The sequence below is a fragment of the Halalkalibacter hemicellulosilyticusJCM 9152 genome (genome assembly GCF_000513115.1).
Lineage (GTDB): Bacteria > Bacillota > Bacilli > Bacillales > Bacillaceae_D > Halalkalibacter > Halalkalibacter hemicellulosilyticus.
This window is the reverse complement of sequence record NZ_BAUU01000025.1, coordinates 43,355-69,351: the sequence shown is the minus strand read 5'-3', so window position 1 is coordinate 69,351 and position 25,997 is coordinate 43,355. Positions and strand designations below refer to the sequence as shown.

Below are 25,997 nucleotides of genomic sequence, written 5' to 3'. Positions count from 1 at the left end.
CTGAAGATCATCTTTTAAATCAGTATTAGCCGACGGCTCCTTAAATTCCTCAGCAAACGTACGTAAAGGACGGTGATCATCTAATAAAAAATACAGTCGTTCTTCTGCTTGTTTGAGACCGTATAGCATACCATGGTCCTCCATGGTACGTACTGCAAACGGATCTTTAAGCATCTTTTTATACTTCTGTCGGTTTTTCTCCAACTTTTCATCATCCCTAAACATCATTCCTGCAAGCTCGTAAATCGAGCTTTTTACAGCACTAACAGGATCAGGGTTAGCACCTGCTGCACAAATCATGTTTACGCCCTTGGAGCTTCTGTTTTTTGCGATTGCCCAAACACTTGGAATCTCATGTTCCATTGTTGAATTGTAAAAATAAAGGTCATAACCGGCAACTTTAGTAATACGGTCGACCATCAGCTGTAATTCTTTATCGTTAGCCGAACGTAGATCAAGCCGCGGGAGGGGGAGCCTGGCATACCAGGTTAACAAGAACGAATCTCGCTCGACAACCTCCATAATCGCATGGAAAATGGCTTCTTCTAATGTCCCTCCTATGGCGCATCCGTTTGATGTTTCATATACAAAGCCATCCCCACAGCTCAAACTATAGTAGGCAAGTAACTCTGGCACTAGAATAGGACGTTCTTCTAGTAACGAGTAACCCCAGACCCAACTCATTGGCTCATCAGGCTTAAAAGGTTTAAACGGAAAATCAGGCTTTTTATATTGATCGGTTTCATGTATACCAACACTCGTAGGATTTAGTGCGCTATCTTTTAAATGATGATAACTATCATGAACGACTGTCCTTTTTCCTCGAGGTTCGATTCCGCAATATCGTTCCAACCCTTCCAATATGGCAGTCAGCTCACTCGTTTCATAAGAATTCGATCTCCCCGCTACTCCCTCGTCTCCTCCAAACAGTGGCATGTTCACTAAAACATCAGCAAAAGGAAGCCTAACATCCTGCATTTTTCCGTTCATAAGTCCAGTACGAAAATCGAGATAATCTTTGCCTAACACTGTTTTTAATTCATCCATCGACCGACTGCGATAACTGCTATCATTGATTTTAGGACTGGATTTTAACCGAATCTGAGCTAATTCTGCTGAATCATTAGGTAGTGAACTGCACATTGGACACGATGGGTCAGGCAAGAAACTGTGCAGTGAATTCGATAAGGTTTTCATGTTCGTAATGGACACTTTTTCTTCTAAGTTGCTGGATTCTCCTTGAAGAATCCTTCGCACAGCATTGCTGATCAAAGCTGCCATTTGCGACAGCCCAATTCGTGATGCCCAAGCATCTTGATGTATACCTTCTTCTGCTAGCAATCTCCTTTGAAACTCCCACATTTCTTTGCGATCACGTCCCGCTATAATACGCCGCATATCAGCACAACAAGAACATCCCGGTATATCCGGGTGTACGAGTGGACCAATGATTCCCTCTCCAAATGAAATGAAACCTCGAAGCCATGGAATACCAGCCTTTCTGTATCTTTCTTCCGCTTTTTGAAGAACAGATGGCTGCCAGGAATCGTGGAGCACAAGAGCTAATTCTGTTTCACCTGGAACGACTTCTCCTATACTTTGACGCTTAATAAAATAGTTTCCGGATAATTGATAATAGAGAAAATCGGCTAATAAACCTCTCCCATTCATTAGAATTAAGGCTGCCATCAGCATTCCTCCTCTCGAACCTGTACACCAAACACTCCTGCTAGTTCATTCTTTAAAAAAGGTTCGAACGATAGGTCATAAATAACTAAGCGTTTTCTGTATTGTTGTAAGACCTGAATGGAAGATTGTAATAGCTCTAATTGAGTCATTTCATCGCAGGAAGGAATTTTGAATTGGGATTTCTTTTGACCAACAAAGTCGACTGGCACCATTTCATGCCTTACCAGTGAATTGACCTGGTTTGGAGTATTTAAAAGTGCTTGTTCTAACGCATATCGTAATGCAAACGTTATATTTAAACCTACCTTATCGTACCATCGACCATTCGACCTTATCCGTATAACAGGGAAGCCCAGAATATCCTCTCTTAAATCGATGCTCGGTGGACCATTTAAAGTAGTCAACGCATCTAAATAGTATCTGCATTGCTGATCTTCTATTGATTCTAGCTGCAGTTCAAATAGCAAGCTGGGTTGATCAACCTTTCTTTCTCTCAGCTTTTCATCTAAATATTTTTGCAGTCCTCGACATATAGCCTCTTCTATTGTTTGCCCTGCACCGATGCCCATCGAGTCAATCTGCTCATTTTGATTGGGATCGATCAATTGTGAAACATACATTTCAATGCCTGTCAGCCCGGCACGTCTTTTTGCTTCCTCATGTGTAAAACCAGCACAAACAACTTTTGAAAGAAATGTTGCTGGACCGTTACTCATCGGGTTAACTGCTTGAATATAACATTGAGCCAGAGGAAGCTGTGACAAATTTCGTTCCTCCCATGAATGAAAAATTCCTATTTCTTCGGAAGTTAACCGACTGAAATGTTCCAATAGGTTACTAGGTGAAGTATTTCTGTTCACTTCATTTTTAATTCTTACATCAAGGTCTTCAATCAGCCTTGGCGTTAAATTACTAGGCGTAACCAACGGGTGTGTAAGGTATGATAACCAGTTCCCCTCCAAAGTTTCAAGATCAAGTAGATAAATTTGGTTATTTTGAGTTGAACCTGCAATTCCTACAGCCTTCTTGAAAAATTCAAATACAAGGACATTTGCTAAAATCGATCCAGCAGTTGAAGAGAAATTGATAGGCTGATGATCATCTTGAACGGCAGTTTGGTGAAGGCGACGCCATGCAGACTCCCAGCATCCATCTGATTCTTGATGAACGACTGGACCCGCTAGCCCTACTTGCTCTAAACATATTGCAGGTAGAAATACCTTCCTTCCCTCTTTGCAAACGAAGTTAAGATTCCTTAGTTCATTTACATTTCCATCCTGCGAAACATACAGAACCCAATCGTAAGGCTGTACCGCTTGTTTCCAAACACTTCTATACTCCCTTTTTTCAAAAGGTACCTCCTTAATCTCTACCTCGGAATCATCTTTTTGGGCATTCTGCACCAGTTCATGGATTCGGGGCCGATTTGTAGGCATTGATTGCGTTAACATAAAGTGGAATTTAGGAAGTCCCGACTCGAGTAATGCACCTACCAATGAAACTAGAATAGGACCAGATCCAACAGCCAGAATTTTTGCCTGACGGTATTCTTGAAAGTGGTACGCGCCTGAATTGACAAAACTTTCAATAAATTCAATTTGGGAAGCATATTTTTCAAGAACCTTACGATTTAATTGGTGTGGTCGATCCTGACTCATATCTCGTACAAAGCCATTCTGGTACAATGTTTCTCCAATCTCATATACTCTCTTCTTATACGGGGCCGTTAGTCCTTCGGTCAATTTTCCCAATGTTTGCTCACCATTAAACATCGGCATCAGTGTTTCAATCCACTGATAGATAGTACTTCCTTTAAGACGGAAGGAGCTTTCGTTATTTCTAAAATACACACCACCTTCTTGATCTGGTATATAAAATGTATCTTTTTTTACCTTCAGACGTGTCGAAGCGTTAAGTTTTGTCATTCAGCTCCTCCTTTATAATCAATACAAATTAAGCACTACCATTTTATGTAGTTTTATTTGTCCTTTATGATCCTAAAAAAGGAATGCCCCTGCGATAAATGATGCAAGGGCACTTTTTCCATTAAATAACTAAATTTTTTTATAAAACGTTTATCTTCCCCAACAACGGTAACAGTTATGACATCTAAAACAGTTAAAGCAATTGAAGCAGTTAAAGCAGTTGAAACAGTTAAAACAATTAAAAAAGCAGCTGAAGCATCGAAAACCACCACATCGGAAGCCTCCGCCCCCAAACGCACCAAAGCGTGTATTTTCACTATTAGTATCCATAGGAACTAACTCACCAGCTTGGAACTGATCCATCTCCAAGTTTTGCAATTGATTCTGATAATTATTATACATTTTTCTTCTCCTTTGTATTTAATTTACAGGAAAACCCGACATCTGACATGAGAGTTCAAGGAAGTAAATAATCAGTTTACGGCATTTAAATCATCAGACATTCTGCGTTCTCTCTTCAACAAAATATGTTCACTTTTAGGTGATTGTTACTGATGTTAGTGCCCAAATCTCATTCTCAGACGAAGAAGAAATTGATTAATTTGACCTCTAAGTGACCAATTTTATTTTCACTTAAAAAACAATAGGCTGAGACAAAAGTATTTTCATAAGTGAGATACCGAACAAATCTAGAGTGGAGCATATTCACATTCACCGCTCCTGAAATATACTTCGCTACGTTATCTAAATGTTCGGAGTCTCAACTAAACACTTTTGTTATGTCCCATCCTCAATCTTTTTCATAAATAACCCGTATCAGGCCCAAAACAAAAAAACACCACTTTAAAAGTGATGTTTTCGTAGAAATCCCTGTTCCAGAAGGATTTCACGGGTTTGGCACCCAATGACCCGTACTGGGTTCGAACCAGTGACCTCCACCCTGTCAAGGTGGCGCTCTCCCAGCTGAGCTAACGGATCGTGTTATATTCTTTTAACGACAAGTTTTATTTTAACGAAATTGGCGAACAAAGTCAATCCTTTTTTTCAGCATTCTCTCCTTATCACTTCCAAATATTTCACTTTGAATAAGAACATACATTCGCATATACTATATAAAAGGAGTCTTTTCTATACTCATTGAAAAGTGCCTCAAACATCTATGACTCAAAACATCACTGAACTGAGGGATAAAGATGAAGCGAACCGTTTTTTTAATTGATATGGAATCGTTTTATGTTTCGATTGAAAAGAGCTTTTATCCAGAATCACGAGGGAAACCTACGGTCGTTTCCGGCGATCCGAAACGGCGAAGCGGAGTGATCTTAGCCGCTTGTCCGATCGCGAAGAAATATGGTATTCAGACAGCGGAGCGACTGTGGGAGGCGCAGCAAAAATGCTCTGATTTGATCATTATCAAACCGAAAATGGAGACGTATATGAAAGTATCTGTACATATTACAGACATTTTGTATCGTTTTACCGATTTAGTAGAGCCTTATTCCATTGATGAGCAATTTGTTGATGTGACTGGCTGCCTTCACGCTTATGAATCAGTCGACGCTCTTGCAGAGATGATACAGGAAACGATTTTAGCGGAAACCGGTGTGTTTGCCCGAATTGGAATTGGTGATAATAAGCTTTTAGCTAAAATGGCCTGTGACCGTTTTGCAAAAAAACGAAAAGAAGGTCGGTTTACGTTACGAAAAGAGGATGTACCTGTTCACATGTGGCCCTTACCGATACGCTCTTTGTTTGGTGTAAGCACGCGAATGGAACGTCATTTTCATAACATGGCGATTCGCACAATTGGCCATTTAGCACAATCACCACTTGAGCGATTGAAGAAAAAGTGGGGCATTCCTGGTCATGTTTTATGGCTTAGCGCCAATGGCCATGACGATTCTCCCCTTGCAGAGTTAACCGCCGACGGGGAAGCAAAGGGAATTGGACATGCGATGACATTGCCACGTGATTATGACAGCTTCACAGAAATAAAGGTGATCCTGCTTGAGCTCTGTGAAGAGGTTGCTTCACGTGCGCGCCAATCAAAGCAGCTCGGGGAAACGATCCAAGTCTTTGCCAGAGGGGCCAATTATGAGCAACCATTCTCTTTTTTACGTCAACGTCCACTACCACAGCCTAGTCATTATAGCTTAGACCTTTACGAAGTAGCAGTCTCTTTGTTTCAGCAGTTTTGGTCAGGGCAGCCGATTCGGCAAATCGGTGTCACCTTAACAAAGCTCAGCTCTGACCGCGCGCGGCAATTAAGCTTGTTTGAAGTTGATACAGGTAGAAAAGAACAAATCGGAAGAACGATGGACACCATTAACAATAAATTCGGCAAAGCCTCGATAATTCGTGCTGTTTCCATGACAGCCGCTGGTCAAGCAAAGGAACGCGCTAAGAAAATAGGCGGACATTATAAGTAAGAATCTTACTTGCGTCGTGCGTAAACGTTGCAAAGATGGAACAGTGGATCTGATGTGTAACATGCAAATCCGACACCCTTCCTTTCATTCTGTTTTGAAAAAAGACGTCACTAGCCTTCAAAAGCTAATGACGTCTTTTTCCTAGTTAAACGCGCCTAGTAGGACTCGAACCTACAACGCAAGAACCGGAATCTTGAATGATATCCCTTTCACCATAGGCGCACGACACGTTATAGTCTAACTTGATATAGTACAGAAGTCAAATAACAGGTACTCTATAGCTGTATAAGCAAAAGCGATATTTACTAAACTACCATCGAAAAGGAGCTGCAAAAGCCCTAGCTGTTGCAGCTCCCTTTCACTTCTCTCTTATCAACACTAAGCTTGTTCCGGTGCGCCTTCCTCCAACATTTGATTAAAGCGCTCGCTAATATCTTCCTCGCTATAGCCAAGCTCACCTAGTCGTTGTGCTAAGTTTTTCGCCCATAGCTGTAAGCGTTGTGCCATTTTTTTATATTTTTTCGCTTCAGGTCCTTTCGCGTTCGCACGGCCCTCTGCGTTTGTCATCACATTTTCAACGATGAACAGACTTTTCCAAACCATTTCCTCATCTAAAGAGTCTCCCTGTTCTCCCAGCTCCTTCAATACGTTTTGGTAGTAAGATTGAAATTCTTTAAATGAAATCTCCTCATCCATGTTTAAATATACTTGAATTTGATCATATAATGCTTGCATCTTGACACTCTCCTTTTATCTCGTAAAAGGGCACTGAAAAAAGTTTGGTTTTCACCTTTTTTGGTGCCCTTTAAGCAATGAGCGAAACCGTTGCCTGTTTTGAGCTTCATACGAGTGGGTTTCTCGTATCAAGCGAGCAACGAGTGAAGCCATTGCCTGTCAAATCAACGGTACTGAAAAAGTTGATTTATGCTTTTTCAGTAGTCTCTCTCGTAACGGCATTATACCATATTTCGTTCACAAACAAATAGGTTTCATTTGTGCAAACAACAAAAGCCTCTCATTCAAGTGAAAAGAAGCCCCACCCAGATTGATTCCGATCTGAGCAAGGCTTATCTTGTCATCCGTTCTTATGAACAGTGCTCATCAAAAGCCTTCTCAAGCTTTTGAACAACTTGAATGGGCTCATGGCCTTCGATCTCATAACGCTCGACCATCATTTGAATCTTACCGTCCTTAAGCAAGGCAAACGAAGGCGATGAAGGTGCATAACCTTCAAAATACTCTCTGGCACGAGCTGTTGCTTCTTTATCTTGTCCTGCAAAAACCGTAACAAACCGATCAGGCTTTGTATCATAGTTTTTCACGTAAGCAGCAGCCGGACGAGCAATTCCCCCCGCACAGCCACACACCGAATTAATCATCACAAGTGTTGTTCCTTCTTGCTTCAACGTTTCATCGACTTCTTCAGCCGTTGTTAATTGGTCATAGCCTGCTTGATCCATCTCTTGACGTGCCACTTGTACGACATCGTTCATAAAGAAATTAAATTCCATTGAAAAGCCACCTCTCATTCACATTACATATTCTTTCCTTATTGTACCCTCTTTTTTGAATTAAACCAATCGTTTTGCCTCGTCCTCCTCCATTTCTTAATTCCGTTATACTAAGTCGTTATACAAAGGCTTACGTTTTTTGAAAGTGAGACGTGGAACGAGCGCAGTCAACTACATTTTCCTTGATTACACTTCTAAAAACTTCTTAGCTTTTACAATAGGATATACATATAAATTCTGCTATTTTAAAAAAACAGCTGACCTAATAGGTCAGCTGTTCTCTCTTTATTGCAACGCTGTGCGCAACGCTTCAATATTGCGTCTCATTAATGAGAAATAATCTTCATTATTTTCTACATCTTCGGCGATCAAAGCTTCTAAATTGTGTAAATAGACAGCCTCTGCCCCAACTTCATCTTTCACGACATCCGAAATTTGTGTTGGAATGTTTTGCTCAAACATCACATGCTGAATGTCGTTTTCTTCGGCATGTTCAATAATTTCTTCAATTTGACGTTGAGAAGGCTCTTCGGTTGGTGACATACCCGAAATACCTATTTGCTCTAAGCCATAACGTTCATGCCAATAACCGTAACCAGCATGCGAAACGATAAATGTATCCTTGCTCGCTGCCTCGACCATCTCTTGAAACTCTTCATCAAGCTGCTCAAGTTCTTCCTTTAACGATTCAAAATTACTTGTAAATACCTCTTCTTGCTCAGGCATTAATTCAATAAATGCGTCTTTTACATTTTCAGCTAGCGTAATCGCCAAAATTGGATCAAGCCACACATGCGGATCTTCATCATGGTGATGGTGACTATGATCATGATCTTCCTCTTCATGTCCATGCTCATGATCGTGATCTTCCTCGTGACCATGCTCCTCATGATCATGACTGTGATCATGATCTTCCTCATGTCCATGTTCGTGATCATGATCTTCCTCATGTCCATGTTCGTGATCGTGATCTTCCTCATGTCCATGTTCGTGATCGTGATCTTCCTCATGCCCATGTTCGTGATCATCATAATCTAATAGTTCAATTCCTTCTGATGCTTGAACGATGAGAATATCCTCTCCTTCTAATGTATCAATTAATGCATCAGCAAACCCTTCAAGACCAGCCCCGTTATAAATGAATACGTCCCCTTCAGCGGCATCAATCATTTCACGTGGAGTTGGATCAAATGTATGTGCGTCTGCTCCAACAGGTACCATGTTTGTCACTTCAACAAACTCTCCACCAATTTTATTAGCAAAGTCCTCTAATGGAAAAATCGTTGTAAACACCTCTAACGGTTCAACCGTTTCTTCAACCGCACTATCATCCTCACCAGAATCTACTTCCTCTGGTTCTTCTTCTGCGCCGCCACACGCAGCTAAAAATGCTGATAGTACTAGGATAAGCGCTAGTATATAATATGTAGGCTTCATTCTTCTACCCCTTTCGTAACCATTACGTTTTATTACAGTAATGAATTATATCGTAACTATTCTTATTTGTAAACTCTTACTCTTGTTTTTTAAGAAAAATACGATAGCATCTCTTCTTAATATTGTTGTGTGGAGCCGCTACAACGGGGTTACGTTTTTCTAAAAGTAAAATGCGTAACGAGCGATGCCAACGCTCTCCTTAGAGTTTGCTAGCATCCTCTAAGCTTTTTCAGTCTTATTCTGTTAAAAAGAGTCGTTTCCCCTCAATCAAAAAGCTGTTCCCTCATTATTAGGAACAGCTTAATTATTATGATGACGCTTCTAATGCTTTTTTCCACGTCTCGTTCATTTTTTGATAATGAGAAAAGAGCTTCGGTAAGACGTCTCGAATGGCTTCTGCATCACGTTTTTCAACAGCATTTGAAAATTGTTCTTGAATCTTTTCGTGCTCCTCCAACCATGTTTGATTAAATAGGTCACCTTTTTCTACATCCCCACGCTTTTTGGCTTCCTTCCACTTCTTTTTCAGTAAATCTCTTTCCTTCTTAATCTCCTTCCACTGATCCAGGTGCTCGGGAGCATATTTTTCTGCCAAGAGATCATAGTAGTAATCAAGATGAACGTGAAACTCCTTATGAAATTTCATTGCACATTCGTGATGACAATCTCTCTGCTCTGCTGTATTCTCCTCAGCCTGAACAAAAGAAAAAGCAGTAAAAGCTAATACTACGATTAACAAAACTTTGTCCTACAAAAAATAATCGGTAAAATGACTTCATCAGTTGGTCATCCTTTCCTTTATGTATTCAACCATTAGCCTAACCAAATTTAGAGCAATCATTCACTATGGAGTATCAAAGCATAAAAAACCTCTCAAGACTAGATAAAGTCTTAAGAGGAGGTCACTGAAATATAAGAAAAACGCGATAGCGTCTTTTCTTTAAAGCAGTGTGCGGGGTCGTAAGTAAAATTTAGCAAGTGTGGACGACAGCTTTTGCGCAGTGCCAACCAACAAAGGGAATCCTCATTCCTCTAAATCAGAGAAAAAGCGCTTCCTGAGAAGAAAACGTCGTCCTCATTCCGCTATTTTGACTTTTATGGCTCCTTTGGGACTCATTTAGCTTAAATAGAGGAATGAGGAACCGTAACGACATGCAACAGGGAATGAGGGGGGAAATAGAGGAATGAGGAACCGCTTAGAGCACGTGGCCTTTTCATCCCGCTTCTGTCATACTTATAAATGCTTACCTTTGGACAAATCAACTTTTTCAGTACCTTTGATTAAACTAGCAATGGCTTTCACTCGTTGCTCACTTGATACGAGAAGCCCACTCCTATCAGACTTTTCAAAAAAAGCAATAGTTTTGCCTATACTAAAAGGGCACCAAAAAAGGTGAAAACCAAACTTTTTCAGTGCCCTCCTTAAGAGGTATTCTTTTAGTAAACGGATGTATTTTCCTTTGACGTATTCTCTAAAATCTCCTTCACTCGCGCAAGGAAGCGACCACAAATTAAGCCATCTAATACGCGATGGTCAAGCGATAAGCAGAGGTTGACCATACTGCGAATCGCAATCATATCACCAGCATCACTTTCAATGACAACAGGACGCTTGACAATCGATTCCACAGATAAAATTGCCGCCTGTGGATGATTCAAAATCGGTGTTGACAATATTGAACCGAATGAACCGGTGTTATTAACCGTAAACGTCCCACCTCGCATATTGTCACTAGAGATGCTACCCGTGCGAACCTTATTGGCAAGCTCATTTACTTCCCTACCAATCGCCTTTATTGATTTTTCATCAGCGTTCTTTATGACAGGAACGTACAGGGCATCATCTGTTGCTACAGCAATTGAGATGTTAATATCTTTTTTCTGGATAATTTTATCGCCACCCCAGACCGCATTCACTCCTGGGAATTCCTTTAATGCTTCTACTACGGCTTTAATGAAAAATGGTAAAAAGGTTAAATTAAAGCCTTCTTTTTGTTTGAACTCACCTTTAATTTGATTACGATAGCTTACTAAATTCGTGACATCAGCTTCAACCATCATCCAAGCGTGAGGGGCATCTTGCTTACTATGGACCATATTGGCTGCAATCGCTTTTCGCGTGCTAGATAATGGAACTTCAACATCTCCAGATGTCGTAACGACTTGCTGTTGTGTTGTTCCAAGCCGAGGCTTCACTGTTTTCTTTTCAGATACAGGCGTTTCTGTTTGTACACCACCGTTATCAATCACTGTCTGAATATCCTTACGGGTAATTCGTCCACCTTTTCCACTTCCCGTCACGGACTCCAAATCAATCTGATGCTCAGATGCTAGCCTTAGTACAGCCGGTGAATAGCGGCGTTTTTGTGATTTTGTATCCTCAATGCGATCTACACTGGCAGTATCATTTGGCACTTCACTCGATTTGGATTCGCTTGGTTCACGTTTGGCAACAGCCTCGTCCACTTCAATCACACATATTACTCGACCGACCTCTACTGTCTCATCTTCTGAGACGAGCAATTCTTGAATCGTGCCTGAATAAGAAGATGGGATTTCGGCATTCACTTTGTCTGTTAGTACTTCCGCAATGGGTTCATACTTTTTAACCGATTGGCCTGGCTCGACTAACCATTTACTAATCGTTCCCTCGGTCACACTTTCTCCAAGCTGTGGCATGGTCATTTCGGTTGCCATTTCAATCCCTCCTTAAAATTCAGCTAGCTCACGCATCGCTTTTTCGATTTTATCTGGATTTATGAGGAAATATTTTTCCATTGTCGGAGCATACGGCATTGCTGGTACATCAGGCCCTGCCATGCGTTGAATAGGTGCATCTAAGTCGAACAGACAGTGCTCAGAAATAATCGCCGCAACCTCTGACATAATACTTCCTTCTTTATTTGCTTCTGTTACGAGTAGAACTTTCCCCGTTTTACTTGCCGCTTCCTTTATCGCCTCTTGGTCAAGTGGATATACCGTACGTAAATCAAGGACATGAACAGAAATACCATCCTGCTCAAGGCGTGAAGCTGCTTGCAAAACAAAATGAACAGCAAGACCATATGTAATGACGGTTATATCTGAGCCTTCCTTTTTCACGTCCGCCTTGCCAATAGGTAACGTATAATCGTCATCTGGTACCTCACCTTTAATTAAGCGATAGGCTCGTTTATGCTCGAAAAACAAGACAGGATCATTGTCACGAATCGCGGCCTTTAATAGCCCCTTTACATCATAAGGTGTTGAAGGCATAACAATTTTCAAGCCAGGTGTATTCGCGAACATCGCCTCAACTGACTGTGAGTGATAGAGTGCACCGTGAATCCCTCCACCATAAGGAGCACGAATCGTGATCGGACAGCTCCAATCATTGTTTGAACGGTAGCGTATTTTCGCTGCTTCGGAAACAATCTGATTCACAGCTGGCATAATAAAGTCAGCAAATTGCATTTCAGCAACCGGACGCATTCCATACATGGCTGCACCAACACCAACACCAGCAATTGCTGACTCCGCAAGGGGAGTATCAATGACTCGCTCTTCGCCAAACTGTTCATATAAACCGTTTGTTGCTCGGAATACCCCACCACGGGCTCCAACATCTTCCCCAAGTACAAATACTTTCTCATCTCGTTCCATTTCTTCACGTAAAGCTAACGTTACTGCTTCAATGTAAGATCGTACAGCCATTATTCTCTCCCTCCTCTACGCCTGCTCATCATAGACATGTAATAGCGCACTTTCTGGATCTGCAAAAGGGGCCTTTTCAGCATATTCTGTCGCCTCGTCGACTTCCTTCGCTAAGCGATCCTTAATAACGTTCATGCCAGCTTCATCAAGAACCCCTGTCTCGATTAAATAGCTTGCAAACGTCTTAATCGGATCCTTTTTCTTAGCTGCTTCAACCTCTTCAGCCGTTCGATATGAGCGATCATCATCATCACTCGAATGTGGTGCTAAACGATAGCAAATCGCCTCAAGTAAGGTTGGTCCACCTCCGCTTAATCCACGTTCACGAGCTTCTTTCACTGCCTTATAAACTGCAAGTGGATCATTACCATCAACGGTCTCCCCATGCATTCCGTAGCCAACGGCCCGATCTGAAACACGCGCACACCCGAGCTGCTTTTCGACAGGAATTGAAATCGCGTATTGGTTGTTTTCACACAAGAAAATAACAGGCAATTTATGAACTCCAGCGAAGTTGGCTCCTTCATGGAAATCTCCTTGATTTGATGAACCTTCACCAAACGTTGTAAATGTGACAAATTCTTTCTTCTCAAGTTTACCAGCAAGGGCGATTCCAACCGCATGAGGAACTTGTGTCGTTACAGGAGATGAGCCTGTGACAATTCGGTTCTTCCGTTGTCCAAAGTGGCCAGGCATTTGTCGACCACCAGAGTTTGGATCCTCTGCCTTCGCAAACGCAGAAAGCATAAGGTCTCGTGCTGTCATTCCAAACGATAATACGACTCCCATATCACGATAATAAGGAAGAATATAATCTTGCTCTACATCAAGAGCAAAAGCAGCACCAACCTGAGTCGCCTCCTGTCCTTGACAAGAGACGGTGAAAGGGATTTTCCCCGAACGATTTAATAGCCACATTCTTTCATCAATTAGACGAGCTAATAGCATGTTTTTATACATTTCAATGACAGCTTGATCTGATAAACCTAACTCTTTATGATTGTATTCACTCATTTTAATATCCTCTCCTTCCATTACAAATGAATCGCTTTCCCATCAACAGCAAGAGCTGCTTCACCGATAATCTCTGATAATGATGGATGCGGTCGAATCGTTTCAGCTAGCTCAATATGTGAGGCATCTAGTACTTTTGCTAATGCAGATTCAGAAATCATGTCTGTTACGTGTGGACCAATCATATGAACACCTAAAACGTCATCCTCTGCATTGATGACTAGTTTCACAAATCCTTCTGCCTCACCAAGTACAAGCGCCTTCCCAATTGCTTTAAATGGAAAAGTGGCGGTACGTACATTCTCTCCTCGCTGTCGCGCTTCTTCTTCAGTTAAACCGACACGCGCCATTTCTGGAGAACTATAAATACAAGCTGGTACATGATCATACGGCAATGGCTCCACTTTCTTCCCAGCTATATGGTCAACCGCAATGATACCTTCATGCGATGCAACGTGAGCAAGCTGTAGCCCGCCAATAACATCCCCAATTGCGTAAATGTGCGCATTTTTTGTTTGATATACATCATTGACAGAAATGACACCATCTATGACTTCAATATCTGTATTTTCTAAACCAATCCCTTGCACATTGGCGCTTCTTCCAACAGAAAGTAAGAGCTTCTCAGCCTCAATTAATTTATTCTCATCTTCATGTCTAATTGGAACTCGAACACCCGCTGTCAGCCTTTCAATCTCAGTCACATCAATATCGGCACCAACGATAAATTGAATCCGCTTTTTCTCAAGTAACCGAGCAGCCTCTTTTGAAATAGCCGCATCCTCACTAGGTAAGATTCGCTCACTTGCCTCAACGACGGTTACACCTACTCCGAAATCAGCAAGCATCGATGCCCACTCAATTCCGATAACACCGCCACCAATTATGACGATTGAGGATGGAAGCTTCTGCAATGTCAACATTTCATCAGATGTCAACACAGACATTCCATCAACATCAAGACCTGGTAACGTACGTGGTGAAGAGCCTGTTGCAATTAAGACATTTTGACCGATTAGCATCGTATTATCAGAACCATCATTTCGTTCCACCGAAACCGTGCCAGGCAGTGGTGAAAAAATCGATGGACCTAAGAGTCTGCCAATCCCTTCAAATACGGTGATCTTTCCTTTTTCCATTAAATGCACCACACCATTGTGTAGTTGGGCAACGATATCGTCCTTGCGCTTTTGCACTTGTTCAAAATCAAACGACACTTCCCCAGTTTGTACACCGAACGCCTCTGCCTTCTTTGCTGTTTGCAAAACTTCTGCACTTCGAAGTAAGGCCTTTGTAGGGATACATCCTTTATGTAAACACGTTCCACCAAGCTTTTCCTTTTCAACAATCGCAACAGAAAGTCCATTTTGCACCGCACGAATCGCTGCAACATAGCCACCTGTTCCTCCACCTAAAATGACAAGATCAAATTCCTCTGCCATACCTTCCTCCTTCTATCAAACAACCTGCTCGTCCACATTCTATTACAAATGAACCAACTTTATAACCATTACATGTATCATTTCATTTTATATCGAAGATGTAAAGAAATACGCGAAATAGCTTTTCTTTGAATCAATGTTCAAAACGGTCTCCTTTTATTGTACTCAAAACCGAAACACGATGCCACTATTTTTATGACTTGGTCTTAAAGGTTGCTATTACTTTCTAATAAAAGCGCTATTACGTTTTTATTAAATAGACACAATTTCAAGATACCTGTTTCTATACTTCAACCTTTATTTGCGGTAAAATAAAGAAAGAATTGAACATTGAACACGCTGCGTATAAAAAGAGGGGTTAATTATGGGACGCTTTATCGCACTAATGATTTTAGTCATTCCAGGCATTATCGCTGGCTACGGCATTAAGCTAATGCGTGATAGTATATTTCAAATTTTATTAACACCTTATCCTTCATTAATCATACAATTTTTCGTTGGAATTGTATTATTTTTAGCAGGTCTTAGCTTTATAGGTGGTTTTATTTTTTATCGAGATAAGAAAAACGGGAAAATTTCATCACGTTTTGCAATCAAAAAGGGTAACGAAACAGACTAAGTCTGTTTCGTTACCCTTTTTTTATTCCTAACTGATCTAATGCCTTCAATACGCGTACCTTCTCTATAACAGCCGAAAACGATGCTCGTTCTGCATACCATATAAAAAAAGCCGTCGTCATACTCATAATGACCTGGGTGCTCAATGGACTAATGTGAGTCACCGCAAGTGCAATCATTGCACCAACAAGTGTTGAGCCATTATCACCGAGCATCGCCCATTTGTTTCCTTCCATCAGAAGCCAAATGAATAGAACCATTCCTACCATTATTATGAGTGGAAAGTCGAACGAAAGACTCACTAGCAGAATACCTGCAATGATCATCGTTACCTTTAACACTCGTAATGGTCGTGTATCAAACAAATTCATGACGTGAGGAAAGCTCACTAATAGCCAAAAGGCGATCACTGCTTCATACCATAGTTGTTGCCATTGCCAAACTAGGATACCTGCCGCAACAACTGTTGTCATTCCTTTTAATAAACCTGTCGTCAGGCGGTGTTCTTTTCGAAAATATCGTAAATGCCCCTTTAATCCTTTAGGATATCCTTCTCCATAAATATCATCTAACAGCCCCATTCCCCATATCACGACCATGTAAAAAAAACTTATGCCCATACCCACTCCCACATTTCCTTGTAAAAGCAGCAAACTTACGACATAGCTAATCATCAGAAAACATCCAATGCTATATGGAATCTTTTTTCCTTCATAATTGCATACAACCCATCTTACTTTCTTGAAAAGGAAATAGCTGAACGCAGCTGCACCAATGAAGGAGATGAGACTGATCATACACGAACGCTCCTTAACTGCTTTTCGATTTGCCACCACTGCTTTAATCGATGTGTATAACCTTTCAAGGATTTTCCCATTTCCCGATGCGTCATCGTTGTCTGCAATTCAAAAATAGACGCACCCGCCTTCAGTAGATCAATCGTCATTTGCGCTTCAACGGCAAATCCTTCATAGTGTTGCTTCAATAAAATAGGCAGCCATTTCCGATGAAAAGCCCTCTGTCCAGACAACGGAGCCTCTAACCACATTCCTGTTTGTTGATAGATAAGCTTTTGTACCCTTTTTTTCACAAAACCATTTCCCGCTTTTTTCCCCGGTTGAATAATGGACAAACAAATATCTGTTTGTTGTGCTTTAACGGGCTTCAATAGCTCGACATATTCCAATGCACTCTTTTCTAAATCAGCATCTAAACAAACAATATACTCACCTTTAGCACTTTGCCATCCAGCTTGTAAAGCGAAGCCTTTCCCATGATTTTCACGTAAACAAATGAGTTGATCAGCCATCTTCCTCGCTAATGAAGCCGTTTCATCTGTGCTTCCATCATCAACGACGATCAATTCTGTATCTTTCTCACCAAGCTTTTTTATATACGCCAATGTCTGAACAATGTATTTTGCTTCATTATAGGCTGGAATAACAAGTGATACCGACATAGTTAAAGCACCTCCTTCTTCTTCCACGCGTAGAAGCGTTCTTGAATAAAGGAACGGACGAATTCTAGCATCGTTGGCCGTTCAACTTTCGGTGCAATCACTGAATCCAAAGCTAATGAACTTGAGGCAATGTGATGAATCCCTTTTAAATCAGTTATTTTTGTTCCTGCTTGTATACGAGCTAACCATGTTGCACCCATACCAGGGCGACCCTTCTCAAGAAACTCTTCCATTCCTAAACGACAACCTACTAAAAAGATTCGACTCGCCTCTGACCAATAAGCAGCCATAATGGCGACATCTTCACTTGTGCCAACGAATTGAATAAGTTCAGTCTCTAACCCTAAACGATCTACTCGTTTTTTCCCAGGGGAATCACCGTTTACATGTTGATGACAAATTAATGTTGCACCGCAAAACATGGCTCTCTCACTGATCGAATCCATATCACCGAAAATAAAGTGAGGCCTTATTCGTTTTTTCAACAAGCCATCGGCCGCACCATCCACTGCGATAATGACAAGATTCTTTTGATTTAAAAGAGAACGTAGCACCTCAATATCTTTTTCATAGTTCGTATTTCGTGCTATAACACAGACACGCTTCCCTTTCAAGACATGTAAGCTATGAGGAAGTCGTGGCTTTGTTTGGAACCAGACCTGCTCCTTATTAGCAAAATTTAATGTATTAAGGACAAACTGCTCATAACGTGATGAATAATGTGTTCGAGCTAGTTCATCTTTTTCTAATAATAGCTGTTGATCGTATACTTCCAACGAGGCAACTTTATACGATTTCAACCCTTCTATCTTATAAAGTCCATTTTGATCAATCATCATTTCTTCGCCATTAAAAGTGTAAGCCTTTGGGCGATGTAACTCCTTCACATCATATACAGCAATGCCAGCCTTTAAAAGCGAGGTTACATGGGGATGTTGAAATGTTCCACTATAGGATTGATACATATTAATAACAGCTTTTACTTTACCTTCTATCAAACCATTAACAGCAACACCATCTAAATCTTGATGCCATAAAAAAACGATACTCTCTTCCGGTACATATTGGAGCAACTTCTTTGTTTGTTGATGCTCATAAAGTACACCATAAATTGGTTCTGCCATATCCATACCCTCTTTAAATCGTTTGTCCTTAATATGAGCGAATACAGCCATTTCTATGAGCGAGGAATGATATAGTTAAGAAAAACGCGACAGCATCTTTCCTTTAAAGCGGCGTACGGAGCCGTTACAGCGGTTTGAAGTTTTTCTGAAAGTGGGGGTTCTTTTCAGAAAAACGTGTAACGTGCGAAGCCGTCGCTCTCCTTTGAGTTTGCCAACACCTCTATGCTTTTCCCAGATGTCTTCCTCGAATTTCATTCAAAAAACCTTGACTAGCATGTACTAATCAAGGTAAGAGCAGTAATTGATTTAATTATTTCTGATCTAAAAAATCCTTTGCCATATAATAAGCACTAGCAGTAAATAATTGTGTGTTTAATTCATTCGTCCTTATGAAGTCTTTCATCTCATCAAGATCAACTAAGACCACTTCTATTTCTTCCGCTTCATCTAGATCTTGATCGAATTCCCTAAAGGCATCGATAATAAGATATGTCGTAATTTTATTTGTTTGTGTCGCAGGATTTACCATAAATTCACCTATTTTGATCGATTTCTCCTTTGATGTATAGCCTGTTTCTTCCCTTAATTCTCTTAAAATCCCTTCCTCATATGACTCATTTTCCTCAACTTTACCTGCTGGAACTTCTAAAAAGAAATCCTCTCCTGCATAACGGTATTGCTTAACTAGTACAACTTTTTTATCATTCGTGATGACAAACGCATTTACCCAGTCAGAGTATTCATGAACATAGTAGCCGTCAATGATCCCTTTCGAATGCTCGCATTTATCCTTTCTCAAATGGCCAAATGGCGTTTTATACACATAATGTGAATCTAACGTTTTCCACTTTTTCATCCACCATTCTCCTTAGTTTAGATTTTTGCAAAAAAAATTCAAACCCAACAAATCATCATGATTTATTGGGTAAGAGTGTTCACGTATATTTGTATGACTTAAGAGACTAAGACACCTTATGTTCGATCCTTAGCTTATCAGCCACCATCGCGATAAATTCTGAATTGGTTGGTTTTGCCTTTGAATGGCTAACGGTGTAGCCAAACAAGTTAGAGATTGAATCGATGTTTCCACGACTCCATGCTACTTCAATTGCGTGACGGATCGCACGTTCCACTCGACTTGACGTCGTATTGAACTTCTTTGCAATATCTGGATAGAGAACCTTAGTAATTGACCCAAGCAATTCAATGTCATTATACACCATTGTAATCGCTTCTCTTAAGTACATATAACCTTTGATATGTGCAGGAACACCAATTTCATGAATAATATTCGTAATGCTTGCATCTAAATTCAAACTTCCATTAGAAGACGATGAATCTGATTTAGATGAAATAAATGACGATGAATTTGATGAACCAGTTGGTTGGACAAATGATTGATTTTTCCCGCCAATATCTCGGATATTCGTAATAAGTACATCCATATCAAAAGGCTTTAACACATAATAAGATGCCCCTAACTCTACAGCCTTCTTCGTGACATCTTCCTGACCGAATGCAGTCAGCATAATAATATTCGGTTTATTCTTAAGCTTCAATGTATTCAAACGCTTTAGCACTGCTAAACCGTCCAAATGAGGCATAATAATATCTAAAATTAAGACGTCAGGCTCTTTATCCTCAACCAAGCCTAAGCACTCTTGTCCATTGAAAGCCGTTCCAATGACTTCCATATCACTCTGAGCAGAAATATACTCATTCAACAAATGAACTAATTCCCGATTATCGTCCGCAATACAAACCTTTACCTTTTGCACACAAAATCCCCCTCTGATTACAGTAGTAAATATTGATCCTTATACTAAGTTCGACACCCCTATGGCATTTCCTCTAATTTTTTTATTTTTATTTGATTTTTTTATAATTACTTACACATACTCCATAATACTCATGTTTTCGATAACATTCGTCATTTGACAGATCGAACACACTTTGTATTTGTCGAATAATATTTATATGATCATCATAACACACTATCATCATCTATACGACAATAGATTAATGCACTGAATTATCGAAGGATCATCATGACAAAAAAAGCTGCTGAGATTCCATTCAAAAAATAAATTCTTCCCATTAAGAAAATCGTGATTAAACATTTACACGATTCGTTATATTTATTTTGAATTTTCATATTTTCTAGATAACCTTTTTTTTATTGGTGAACATTCAAATTAAGGTATAGAAAATGTCGATCGTTTTCAATAGTGTGGTGTGATATCAAGCTTCTTTTCTAGAAAACAATTCCATCTTTTGAACATCAAAAAAGAGCCCATCAGAAGGACTCTTTCGATAACCTCTTATTTCATTTATAACAAGCCGATACGTGATAATAGCTATGCTTTTACTTTCATTATTAAAACTCTACTGTAAAATCTAAATCTTCGCCTAGGTCATTCCAATCATCATCAAAAGGAGCATTGATAAGAATACGAACCCACTCAATATCTTCAGCTTTTGAATTTTCTAATATAAAAAATTGAGAACCGCTTTTTCTAACTGCTCCAATATACTCACCATCAATATGGTCAGATAACCACATATCTGATTCAAGCTGTTCTCCCGTGTTGGTTGTTATTGTTGCTTGGCCAGCAAAGAAAGTGATGGTCTCTTCAGATGTATTTTCTACTTCAAAATCAATTTGAATATACTCAATCTCATCCGTTTCCATAAAATTTGCTAAATCACCTTCAATTTGAGCAGACGTCGCATTTACTTGTGCAACATTTAACACTATAGGACCCGTTTCTTGAGTATCAATTTCATCTTGACGTGAGACTAAAGTGAATGACCCACCATCGTTTTCAATAACATCCCCAACTTGATGGTCCCATCCATTATCAGATGAAGTTGTTTCTTCTGTATCTGCATCTTCATCCAGATCCTCTTCTGGAACTTCTTCATCACCATTTTCTTCAACTTCAACATCATCTGTTGGCTCGTCAGCGTTGGATGGTTCTTCTGTACCACAAGCTGCTAATAACGCTATAAGTAGAGCCACTAACAAACTAAATATTCCTTTTTTCATAAATAATTCCCCCTCCTTTTTTCATAAGACAACGTATAGAATATACCAATCTGTAAAAAATTGCTATAGTTTCGACAAAAGATATAATTGCTCGACTAAAAAAGAGTCAAAAGACCTAGTTAAAAAGAATCCATTAAAAACATTCTCATCTAGGTAAACGAGTCAAACGTTTTTCCATTTTTTTTGGCTTGTCACGATAAAAGCAAAGCCAAAGCATTGAAAAAGAGAAAAATAAACTTTTCCAATGCCCTTAGAATGATGATTGCTTATACAGTTTTATAAAATAACGAAAATGAAAATAGGAGCTTATACAGCCGTACGATCGCGTGCCTTATTTCGGTTAGCCATTTTTGTTCTAAATGAACGGACGACAATACCTTGTTTTGGTGAAAATAAGAAAGCAATAACAAAAAGTACTGATGCAACTAATACAATCGAGGCCCCTGTCGCTACATCATAAATAAATGAGCCGTAAACACCAACAATCGCTGAAATTACGCCAAATAAGGAAGCTAAACCTAGCATCACCGGCAAGCGATCTGTTAATAGGTAGGCAGTTGCTCCTGGGGTAATAAGCATCGCTACGACAAGAACAATGCCAACTGATTGTAAGGAAGCAACTGTCACTAATGTTAAAATAATCATTAACAAATAATGTATTAACTTAGTCGGCAAACCAATGGCTTGAGCCATCGTCGGATCGAATGTACTAATTAATAATTGCTTATAGAATAACAGGATTAATGCAATCACAGCCATACCAATTCCAATGGTCATCCATAAGTCTGAAGTACCAACAGCTAACACATTACCAAATAGAATATGCCATAAATCCACTCCAGAGCCACGATTATACGTAATTAAGACAATTCCTAATGCAAAAGCAGCGGTAAACATAATACCAATCGACGAATCATGTTTTATCCGACTATTTTGTGATACATACCCAATGGCAACAGCTGTCAAAACCCCTGTAATCATTGCTCCAATGAAGAAGCTCGCTCCGAGTAAATACGCAATAACAACACCTGGCAAGACCGCATGAGATATTGCATCTCCCATTAAGGCCATGCCTCGTAAAATGATAAAACAACCAACCATCCCACATATAATTCCAACGAGAATTCCGGCTAGTAGCGCATTTTGCAAGTATTGATACTTACCAACTGCCTCAAGAAAAAAAGATATGTTTTCCATTAATTGCTCACCACCATTGATCCAAAGCTACCATTTGACACAAATGCCGCTTTACCTTCATATGCACGTTCTAAATTTTCTAATAAAAAGACATCTTCTGTTTTTCCATAAGCAATGAGCGTCTTATTCAACATGATTAGCTGATCAAAATAATCGGTTACCTTGCTTAAATCATGATGAACAACAAATATCGTTTTTCCTTCATTTTTCAATTCCTTTAGCAATTGAAAAATGATTTGCTCTGACGTTATATCAATGCCAGCAAATGGTTCATCTAAGAAAAACAATTGGGCCTCCTGAGCTAATGCTCGAGCAATAAACACTCGCTGCTGTTGACCACCTGACAATTCACCTATTTGCCTTTTCCGAAAATCAATCATACCGACCTTTTCTAGGCAATGGAGAGCTAGTTGGCGATCCTTCTTTTTTGGTCTCCCCCACCAAGAAATATGTGGATAACGCCCCATTAGAACAACATCTTCAACTAAAACGGGAAAATCCATATCAATGTGATTTCGCTGTGGAACGTAGGCTATTTTTTTTCGAACCTTATTGATGGACTCATCCAAAATCGATATCGATCCACTTTGCTTTGGGATCATTCCCATCAACGCTTTGATAAATGTCGACTTACCAGCTCCGTTCGGACCAATAATTCCTACTAACTTCTCTTTAGGCAAACTAAGCGTAATCATATCCAGAGCTTTTTCATTATGATAACTAACCGATAGCTGCTCTATCGCAATACTAGTCTTCATCTCAATCACCTTTCATCGGATGTCAGGAAAGGCACCTGATCAGGTGCCTTTTCAAATATTATTTTAAACCTTCGACAAATACATTCACATTATGTTGCATCATTTCTATATAGGTCTCAGCCCCACTTCCCTCAGGCCCAACAGCATCTGTATACACTTCACCGGCAATCGGAACATTCGTTTCATTTGAAACTTGCTCCATGAAATCTTGATTAACTGTTGTTTCAACGAACACAGCAGGAAGCTCTAAGTCATTCACTAAATCAACAATTCGAGAAACTTGTTGTGGTGTTCCTTCTGCATGAGAGTTAATATCCCATACACCTTCTGTCTCAAAGCCATAATCAGCACCAAAATATTTAAATGCATTCTCACTTACTACAATAACACGTTTCTCTTCTGGAATCTCAACGACTTCCTCTTCAATCCACGTATCAAGCTCTTCTAATTGTGTTATATATGCATCCGCATTCTCACGATAGACTGACTCTCCATCAGGGTCTCTTTTAATTAAATCATCCACAAGGTTCTCAACATACAGAATCGCATTTTTCACACTTAACCAAGCGTGTGGATCATCCTCATCTCCACCTTCTAACGGAATAGCTGTAACGCCTTCAGAAATAGCTACAATTTCTGTTTCTGTCACATTGGTTAAAATAGACTCAAGCCACTCCTCAAGGTCAAGACCATTAACATAGAAGACATCTGCATCGGATACTTTTTGAAAGTCACTTGGTACAGGCTCATACTCATGAGGCTCATCACCGATTGGGACAATATATTCAACTGTACCACGATCACCGATGACTTGTGAAATCATATCCCCTAATATAGAAAAGCTCGTTGTAATCGTCAAACCTTCATCATTTTCATCATGAACATCAACTTCTTCATCCGTCCCCGCTTCGTCTTCTGTTCCCGTCCCATCTTCCTGAACGGTTTCCTCGCTTCCACACGCAGCTATTAGCAAGCTAAACGCTACTACAATACTTACCCAATCCACCCTTTTTCTTCATCAATTTTCCCTCTTCCTTTTTCTTTTTCATTCATATACTCATACTCTTTCCACTTTTACCTTTGCACAGAATTAACGTTTTCTCTTTATAAGGTATATGTATATTCATTACATAAAGTGTAGAAAGTTTACTTAATGTCAAAACATTTGTCCAAGTCTATTTATTTGCTCAAGACAATATGTTTTTCCCTAGTGCAACTTTATTATAAGACGTAAATTAACCTTTTGTCTATACTTTTTTTAAAAATGAGTATTTTTTTAAAAGTAAAAGACCACCGAAAAGAAATTAAACTCTTTTTCAGCGGCCTCTACATTTAGCTAGCTTTTGCTTCTTCTTCAATCACACCGGCTTCTTCTAGCATCCATTCAATATGGCAACCATATCCAGAGGTTGGATCATTTACAAAAACATGAGTAACAGCTCCAACTAATTTTCCATCTTGAATAATCGGACTTCCGCTCATGCCTTGCACAATTCCTCCTGTTGCTTCCAACAATTTAGGATCAGTGACTTTAATCACCATACCTTTTGTAGCTGGTTGTTTTTGTGGTACAGAACTAATAATTTCAATATCAAACTCCTGTACTTCTTCCCCTTCTACAACCGTTAAAATTTGAGCTGGTCCTTCTTTTACATTTGTCGATAGAGAAACAGGCATACCTTCATCGTGTATGTGGTTTTTTAAATCTGCTTTTTCTAACTTACCAAAAATACCGAACGAACTATTTTTCTCAATTGAACCTAACACATCTCTTTTTTTCGATAAACTAGCTAATTTTTCTCCAGGATCTCCATTGCTTCCTTTTTCTATTGATGTAACAGATGAGCGAATGATTTGTCCATCATGGACAATTATCGGCTTTTTTGTATCAACATCTGAAATGACATGACCTAACGCACCATAATTTTTTGAATCTGGATCATAAAACGTTAATGTACCAACACCAGCCGCAGAATCGCGAATGTACAAGCCCATTCGATAAGAATGCTCCCCTTTGGCTTTTACTGGCTGCAATGTTTTTTCATATGCTTTTTGATCACGCTTTAAGCGAATTTCCAATGAACGTTCCTCATCACCTGCTGCTTGCACAAAGTCACCAACTTGGCTCATTCGCTGTATTTCTTCCCCATCAATGTGTGTAATCATATCTCCAACTTCAATTCCTGCTTCTTCACCTGGGGAAAGACTCGCATCATCTGTTTCAATTAAATGATGACCAACAACGAGTACCCCTTCTGTATTTAGCTTAACCCCAATAGATTGACCACCAGGTATAACTTCTTTTTTCGGTAAAACGTTCACATCAATATTTTTTACTGGAAAATTTCCAACCTCAAACTTCACTTGCTCTGTATCTGCTCCAATCGTTGAAGCAGGGACAGCCTGTAATGCCTTGGCCGCCTCATCAATTGGTGCAAAATCTTCTTCAAATACGGTTATACTATTCGGGACATGTACCCATTCCTGTACGTTATCAGATAATCCTATACATACGACAACGATAAGAAAAACAACACCGATTCCCTTTCTAATTGCATCGCCTCTCATCACTTCACTCTCCTAGCTCCTTGCCCACACCTCCAAAGATGGCTGTAATACTAATGTTGCCTTGCGACACAACATTTATAACTA

General features: G+C 39.8%; 24 protein-coding genes and 2 tRNA genes. 3 read left to right on the top strand and 23 right to left on the bottom strand.

What is annotated here, in order from left to right:
- From JCM9152_RS15450 to JCM9152_RS15435, 4 genes are all read right to left on the bottom strand, one after another.
- A partial coding sequence (locus JCM9152_RS15450; protein WP_035346099.1) for a TOMM precursor leader peptide-binding protein occupies positions 1–1,689 on the bottom strand: 1,689 nt, incomplete at its 3' end.
- Entirely contained in the window at positions 1,689–3,614 is a 1,926-nt protein-coding gene (locus JCM9152_RS15445) for a putative thiazole-containing bacteriocin maturation protein (protein ID WP_035346097.1), read from the bottom strand. The genes JCM9152_RS15445 and JCM9152_RS15450, both read right to left, overlap by 1 nt.
- A gap of 150 nt (positions 3,615–3,764) precedes the next feature.
- Positions 3,765–3,977 carry a hypothetical protein gene (locus tag JCM9152_RS24160; protein ID WP_369384572.1) on the bottom strand — a complete coding sequence of 71 codons (213 nt, stop codon included), beginning with the start codon at positions 3,975–3,977 and terminating at the stop codon, positions 3,765–3,767.
- Positions 3,978–4,519: 542 nt separating this feature from the next.
- Positions 4,520–4,592 (bottom strand) — tRNA-Val (locus JCM9152_RS15435).
- A 215-nt stretch (positions 4,593–4,807) separates the two neighbouring features.
- Here JCM9152_RS15435 and JCM9152_RS15430 point away from each other — a divergent pair.
- Positions 4,808–6,043: a DNA polymerase IV gene (locus JCM9152_RS15430; RefSeq protein WP_035346093.1), complete on the top strand. Its 1,236-nt coding sequence runs from the start codon at positions 4,808–4,810 to the stop codon at positions 6,041–6,043.
- 150 nt (positions 6,044–6,193) lie between these two features.
- Here the strand turns inward: JCM9152_RS15430 and JCM9152_RS15425 are convergent.
- A tRNA-Arg gene (locus tag JCM9152_RS15425) sits at positions 6,194–6,265 on the bottom strand.
- A 156-nt stretch (positions 6,266–6,421) separates the two neighbouring features.
- Positions 6,422–6,778, bottom strand: a complete 357-nt coding sequence (locus JCM9152_RS15420) for a hypothetical protein (protein ID WP_035346086.1) — start codon at positions 6,776–6,778, stop codon at positions 6,422–6,424.
- 77 nt (positions 6,779–6,855) lie between these two features.
- On the opposite strand from JCM9152_RS15420, the gene JCM9152_RS22690 reads away from it, so the two are divergent.
- Complete coding sequence (locus tag JCM9152_RS22690) at positions 6,856–7,029, top strand: hypothetical protein (RefSeq protein ID WP_156315000.1); 174 nt, start codon at positions 6,856–6,858, stop codon at positions 7,027–7,029.
- A 99-nt stretch (positions 7,030–7,128) separates the two neighbouring features.
- Here the strand turns inward: JCM9152_RS22690 and JCM9152_RS15415 are convergent, their stop codons facing one another.
- The 7 genes from JCM9152_RS15415 to lpdA all read right to left on the bottom strand — a co-directional run bounded on the left by JCM9152_RS15415 (position 7,129) and on the right by lpdA (position 15,140).
- The gene (locus JCM9152_RS15415; RefSeq protein WP_035346084.1) at positions 7,129–7,554 is read right to left on the bottom strand and encodes a BrxA/BrxB family bacilliredoxin; all 426 of its coding nucleotides are present in this window, start codon (positions 7,552–7,554) and stop codon (positions 7,129–7,131) included.
- Between the two features lie 285 nt (positions 7,555–7,839).
- Positions 7,840–8,991 (bottom strand): metal ABC transporter solute-binding protein, Zn/Mn family, encoded by a 1,152-nt coding sequence (locus JCM9152_RS15410; protein WP_035346083.1) that lies wholly within the window; start codon positions 8,989–8,991, stop codon positions 7,840–7,842.
- Between the two features lie 307 nt (positions 8,992–9,298).
- The gene (locus JCM9152_RS15405; protein WP_035346082.1) at positions 9,299–9,730 is read right to left on the bottom strand and encodes a hypothetical protein; all 432 of its coding nucleotides are present in this window, start codon (positions 9,728–9,730) and stop codon (positions 9,299–9,301) included.
- A 698-nt stretch (positions 9,731–10,428) separates the two neighbouring features.
- Positions 10,429–11,688, bottom strand: a complete 1,260-nt coding sequence (locus tag JCM9152_RS15400) for a dihydrolipoamide acetyltransferase family protein (RefSeq protein ID WP_035346081.1) — start codon at positions 11,686–11,688, stop codon at positions 10,429–10,431.
- 12 nt (positions 11,689–11,700) lie between these two features.
- Positions 11,701–12,684, bottom strand: a complete 984-nt coding sequence (locus tag JCM9152_RS15395) for an alpha-ketoacid dehydrogenase subunit beta (protein WP_035346080.1) — start codon at positions 12,682–12,684, stop codon at positions 11,701–11,703.
- 15 nt (positions 12,685–12,699) lie between these two features.
- Positions 12,700–13,698 (bottom strand): thiamine pyrophosphate-dependent dehydrogenase E1 component subunit alpha, encoded by a 999-nt coding sequence (locus JCM9152_RS15390; protein WP_035346079.1) that lies wholly within the window; start codon positions 13,696–13,698, stop codon positions 12,700–12,702.
- Positions 13,699–13,718: 20 nt separating this feature from the next.
- Entirely contained in the window at positions 13,719–15,140 is a 1,422-nt protein-coding gene (gene lpdA / locus JCM9152_RS15385) for a dihydrolipoyl dehydrogenase (protein WP_035346078.1), read from the bottom strand.
- Between the two features lie 364 nt (positions 15,141–15,504).
- On the opposite strand from lpdA, the gene JCM9152_RS15380 reads away from it, so the two are divergent.
- Positions 15,505–15,759 (top strand): DUF2627 domain-containing protein, encoded by a 255-nt coding sequence (locus tag JCM9152_RS15380; RefSeq protein WP_035346077.1) that lies wholly within the window; start codon positions 15,505–15,507, stop codon positions 15,757–15,759.
- Between the two features lie 10 nt (positions 15,760–15,769).
- Here the strand turns inward: JCM9152_RS15380 and JCM9152_RS15375 are convergent, their stop codons facing one another.
- The 10 genes from JCM9152_RS15375 to spoIVB form a co-directional block, all read right to left on the bottom strand.
- Positions 15,770–16,555, bottom strand: a complete 786-nt coding sequence (locus JCM9152_RS15375) for a hypothetical protein (protein ID WP_035346076.1) — start codon at positions 16,553–16,555, stop codon at positions 15,770–15,772.
- Complete coding sequence (locus JCM9152_RS15370) at positions 16,552–17,217, bottom strand: glycosyltransferase family 2 protein (protein ID WP_035346072.1); 666 nt, start codon at positions 17,215–17,217, stop codon at positions 16,552–16,554. The genes JCM9152_RS15375 and JCM9152_RS15370 overlap by 4 nt, the downstream gene beginning before the upstream one ends.
- Before the next feature lie 2 nt (positions 17,218–17,219).
- Positions 17,220–18,341, bottom strand: coding sequence for a putative cytokinetic ring protein SteA (gene steA, locus JCM9152_RS15365; protein WP_052016002.1), 1,122 nt, complete (start codon positions 18,339–18,341; stop codon positions 17,220–17,222).
- Between the two features lie 310 nt (positions 18,342–18,651).
- Positions 18,652–19,197 (bottom strand): NUDIX hydrolase, encoded by a 546-nt coding sequence (locus JCM9152_RS15360; RefSeq protein WP_035346069.1) that lies wholly within the window; start codon positions 19,195–19,197, stop codon positions 18,652–18,654.
- A gap of 106 nt (positions 19,198–19,303) precedes the next feature.
- Positions 19,304–20,119 carry a sporulation transcription factor Spo0A gene (spo0A, locus tag JCM9152_RS15355; protein WP_035346067.1) on the bottom strand — a complete coding sequence of 272 codons (816 nt, stop codon included), beginning with the start codon at positions 20,117–20,119 and terminating at the stop codon, positions 19,304–19,306.
- 599 nt (positions 20,120–20,718) lie between these two features.
- Entirely contained in the window at positions 20,719–21,390 is a 672-nt protein-coding gene (locus tag JCM9152_RS15350) for a hypothetical protein (RefSeq protein WP_035346061.1), read from the bottom strand.
- Between the two features lie 306 nt (positions 21,391–21,696).
- On the bottom strand, positions 21,697–22,587 hold the full coding sequence (locus tag JCM9152_RS15345; RefSeq protein WP_035346059.1) for a metal ABC transporter permease: 891 nt from the start codon (positions 22,585–22,587) through the stop codon (positions 21,697–21,699).
- Positions 22,587–23,345: a metal ABC transporter ATP-binding protein gene (locus JCM9152_RS15340; RefSeq protein ID WP_035346057.1), complete on the bottom strand. Its 759-nt coding sequence runs from the start codon at positions 23,343–23,345 to the stop codon at positions 22,587–22,589. The genes JCM9152_RS15345 and JCM9152_RS15340 overlap by 1 nt, the downstream gene beginning before the upstream one ends.
- Before the next feature lie 58 nt (positions 23,346–23,403).
- A complete protein-coding gene (locus JCM9152_RS15335; RefSeq protein ID WP_035346054.1) occupies positions 23,404–24,351 on the bottom strand; it encodes a metal ABC transporter solute-binding protein, Zn/Mn family in 948 nt (315 codons plus the stop codon).
- 326 nt (positions 24,352–24,677) lie between these two features.
- A complete protein-coding gene (gene spoIVB / locus JCM9152_RS15330; protein ID WP_035346050.1) occupies positions 24,678–25,913 on the bottom strand; it encodes a SpoIVB peptidase in 1,236 nt (411 codons plus the stop codon).
- Positions 25,914–25,997 lie beyond the last annotated feature (84 nt).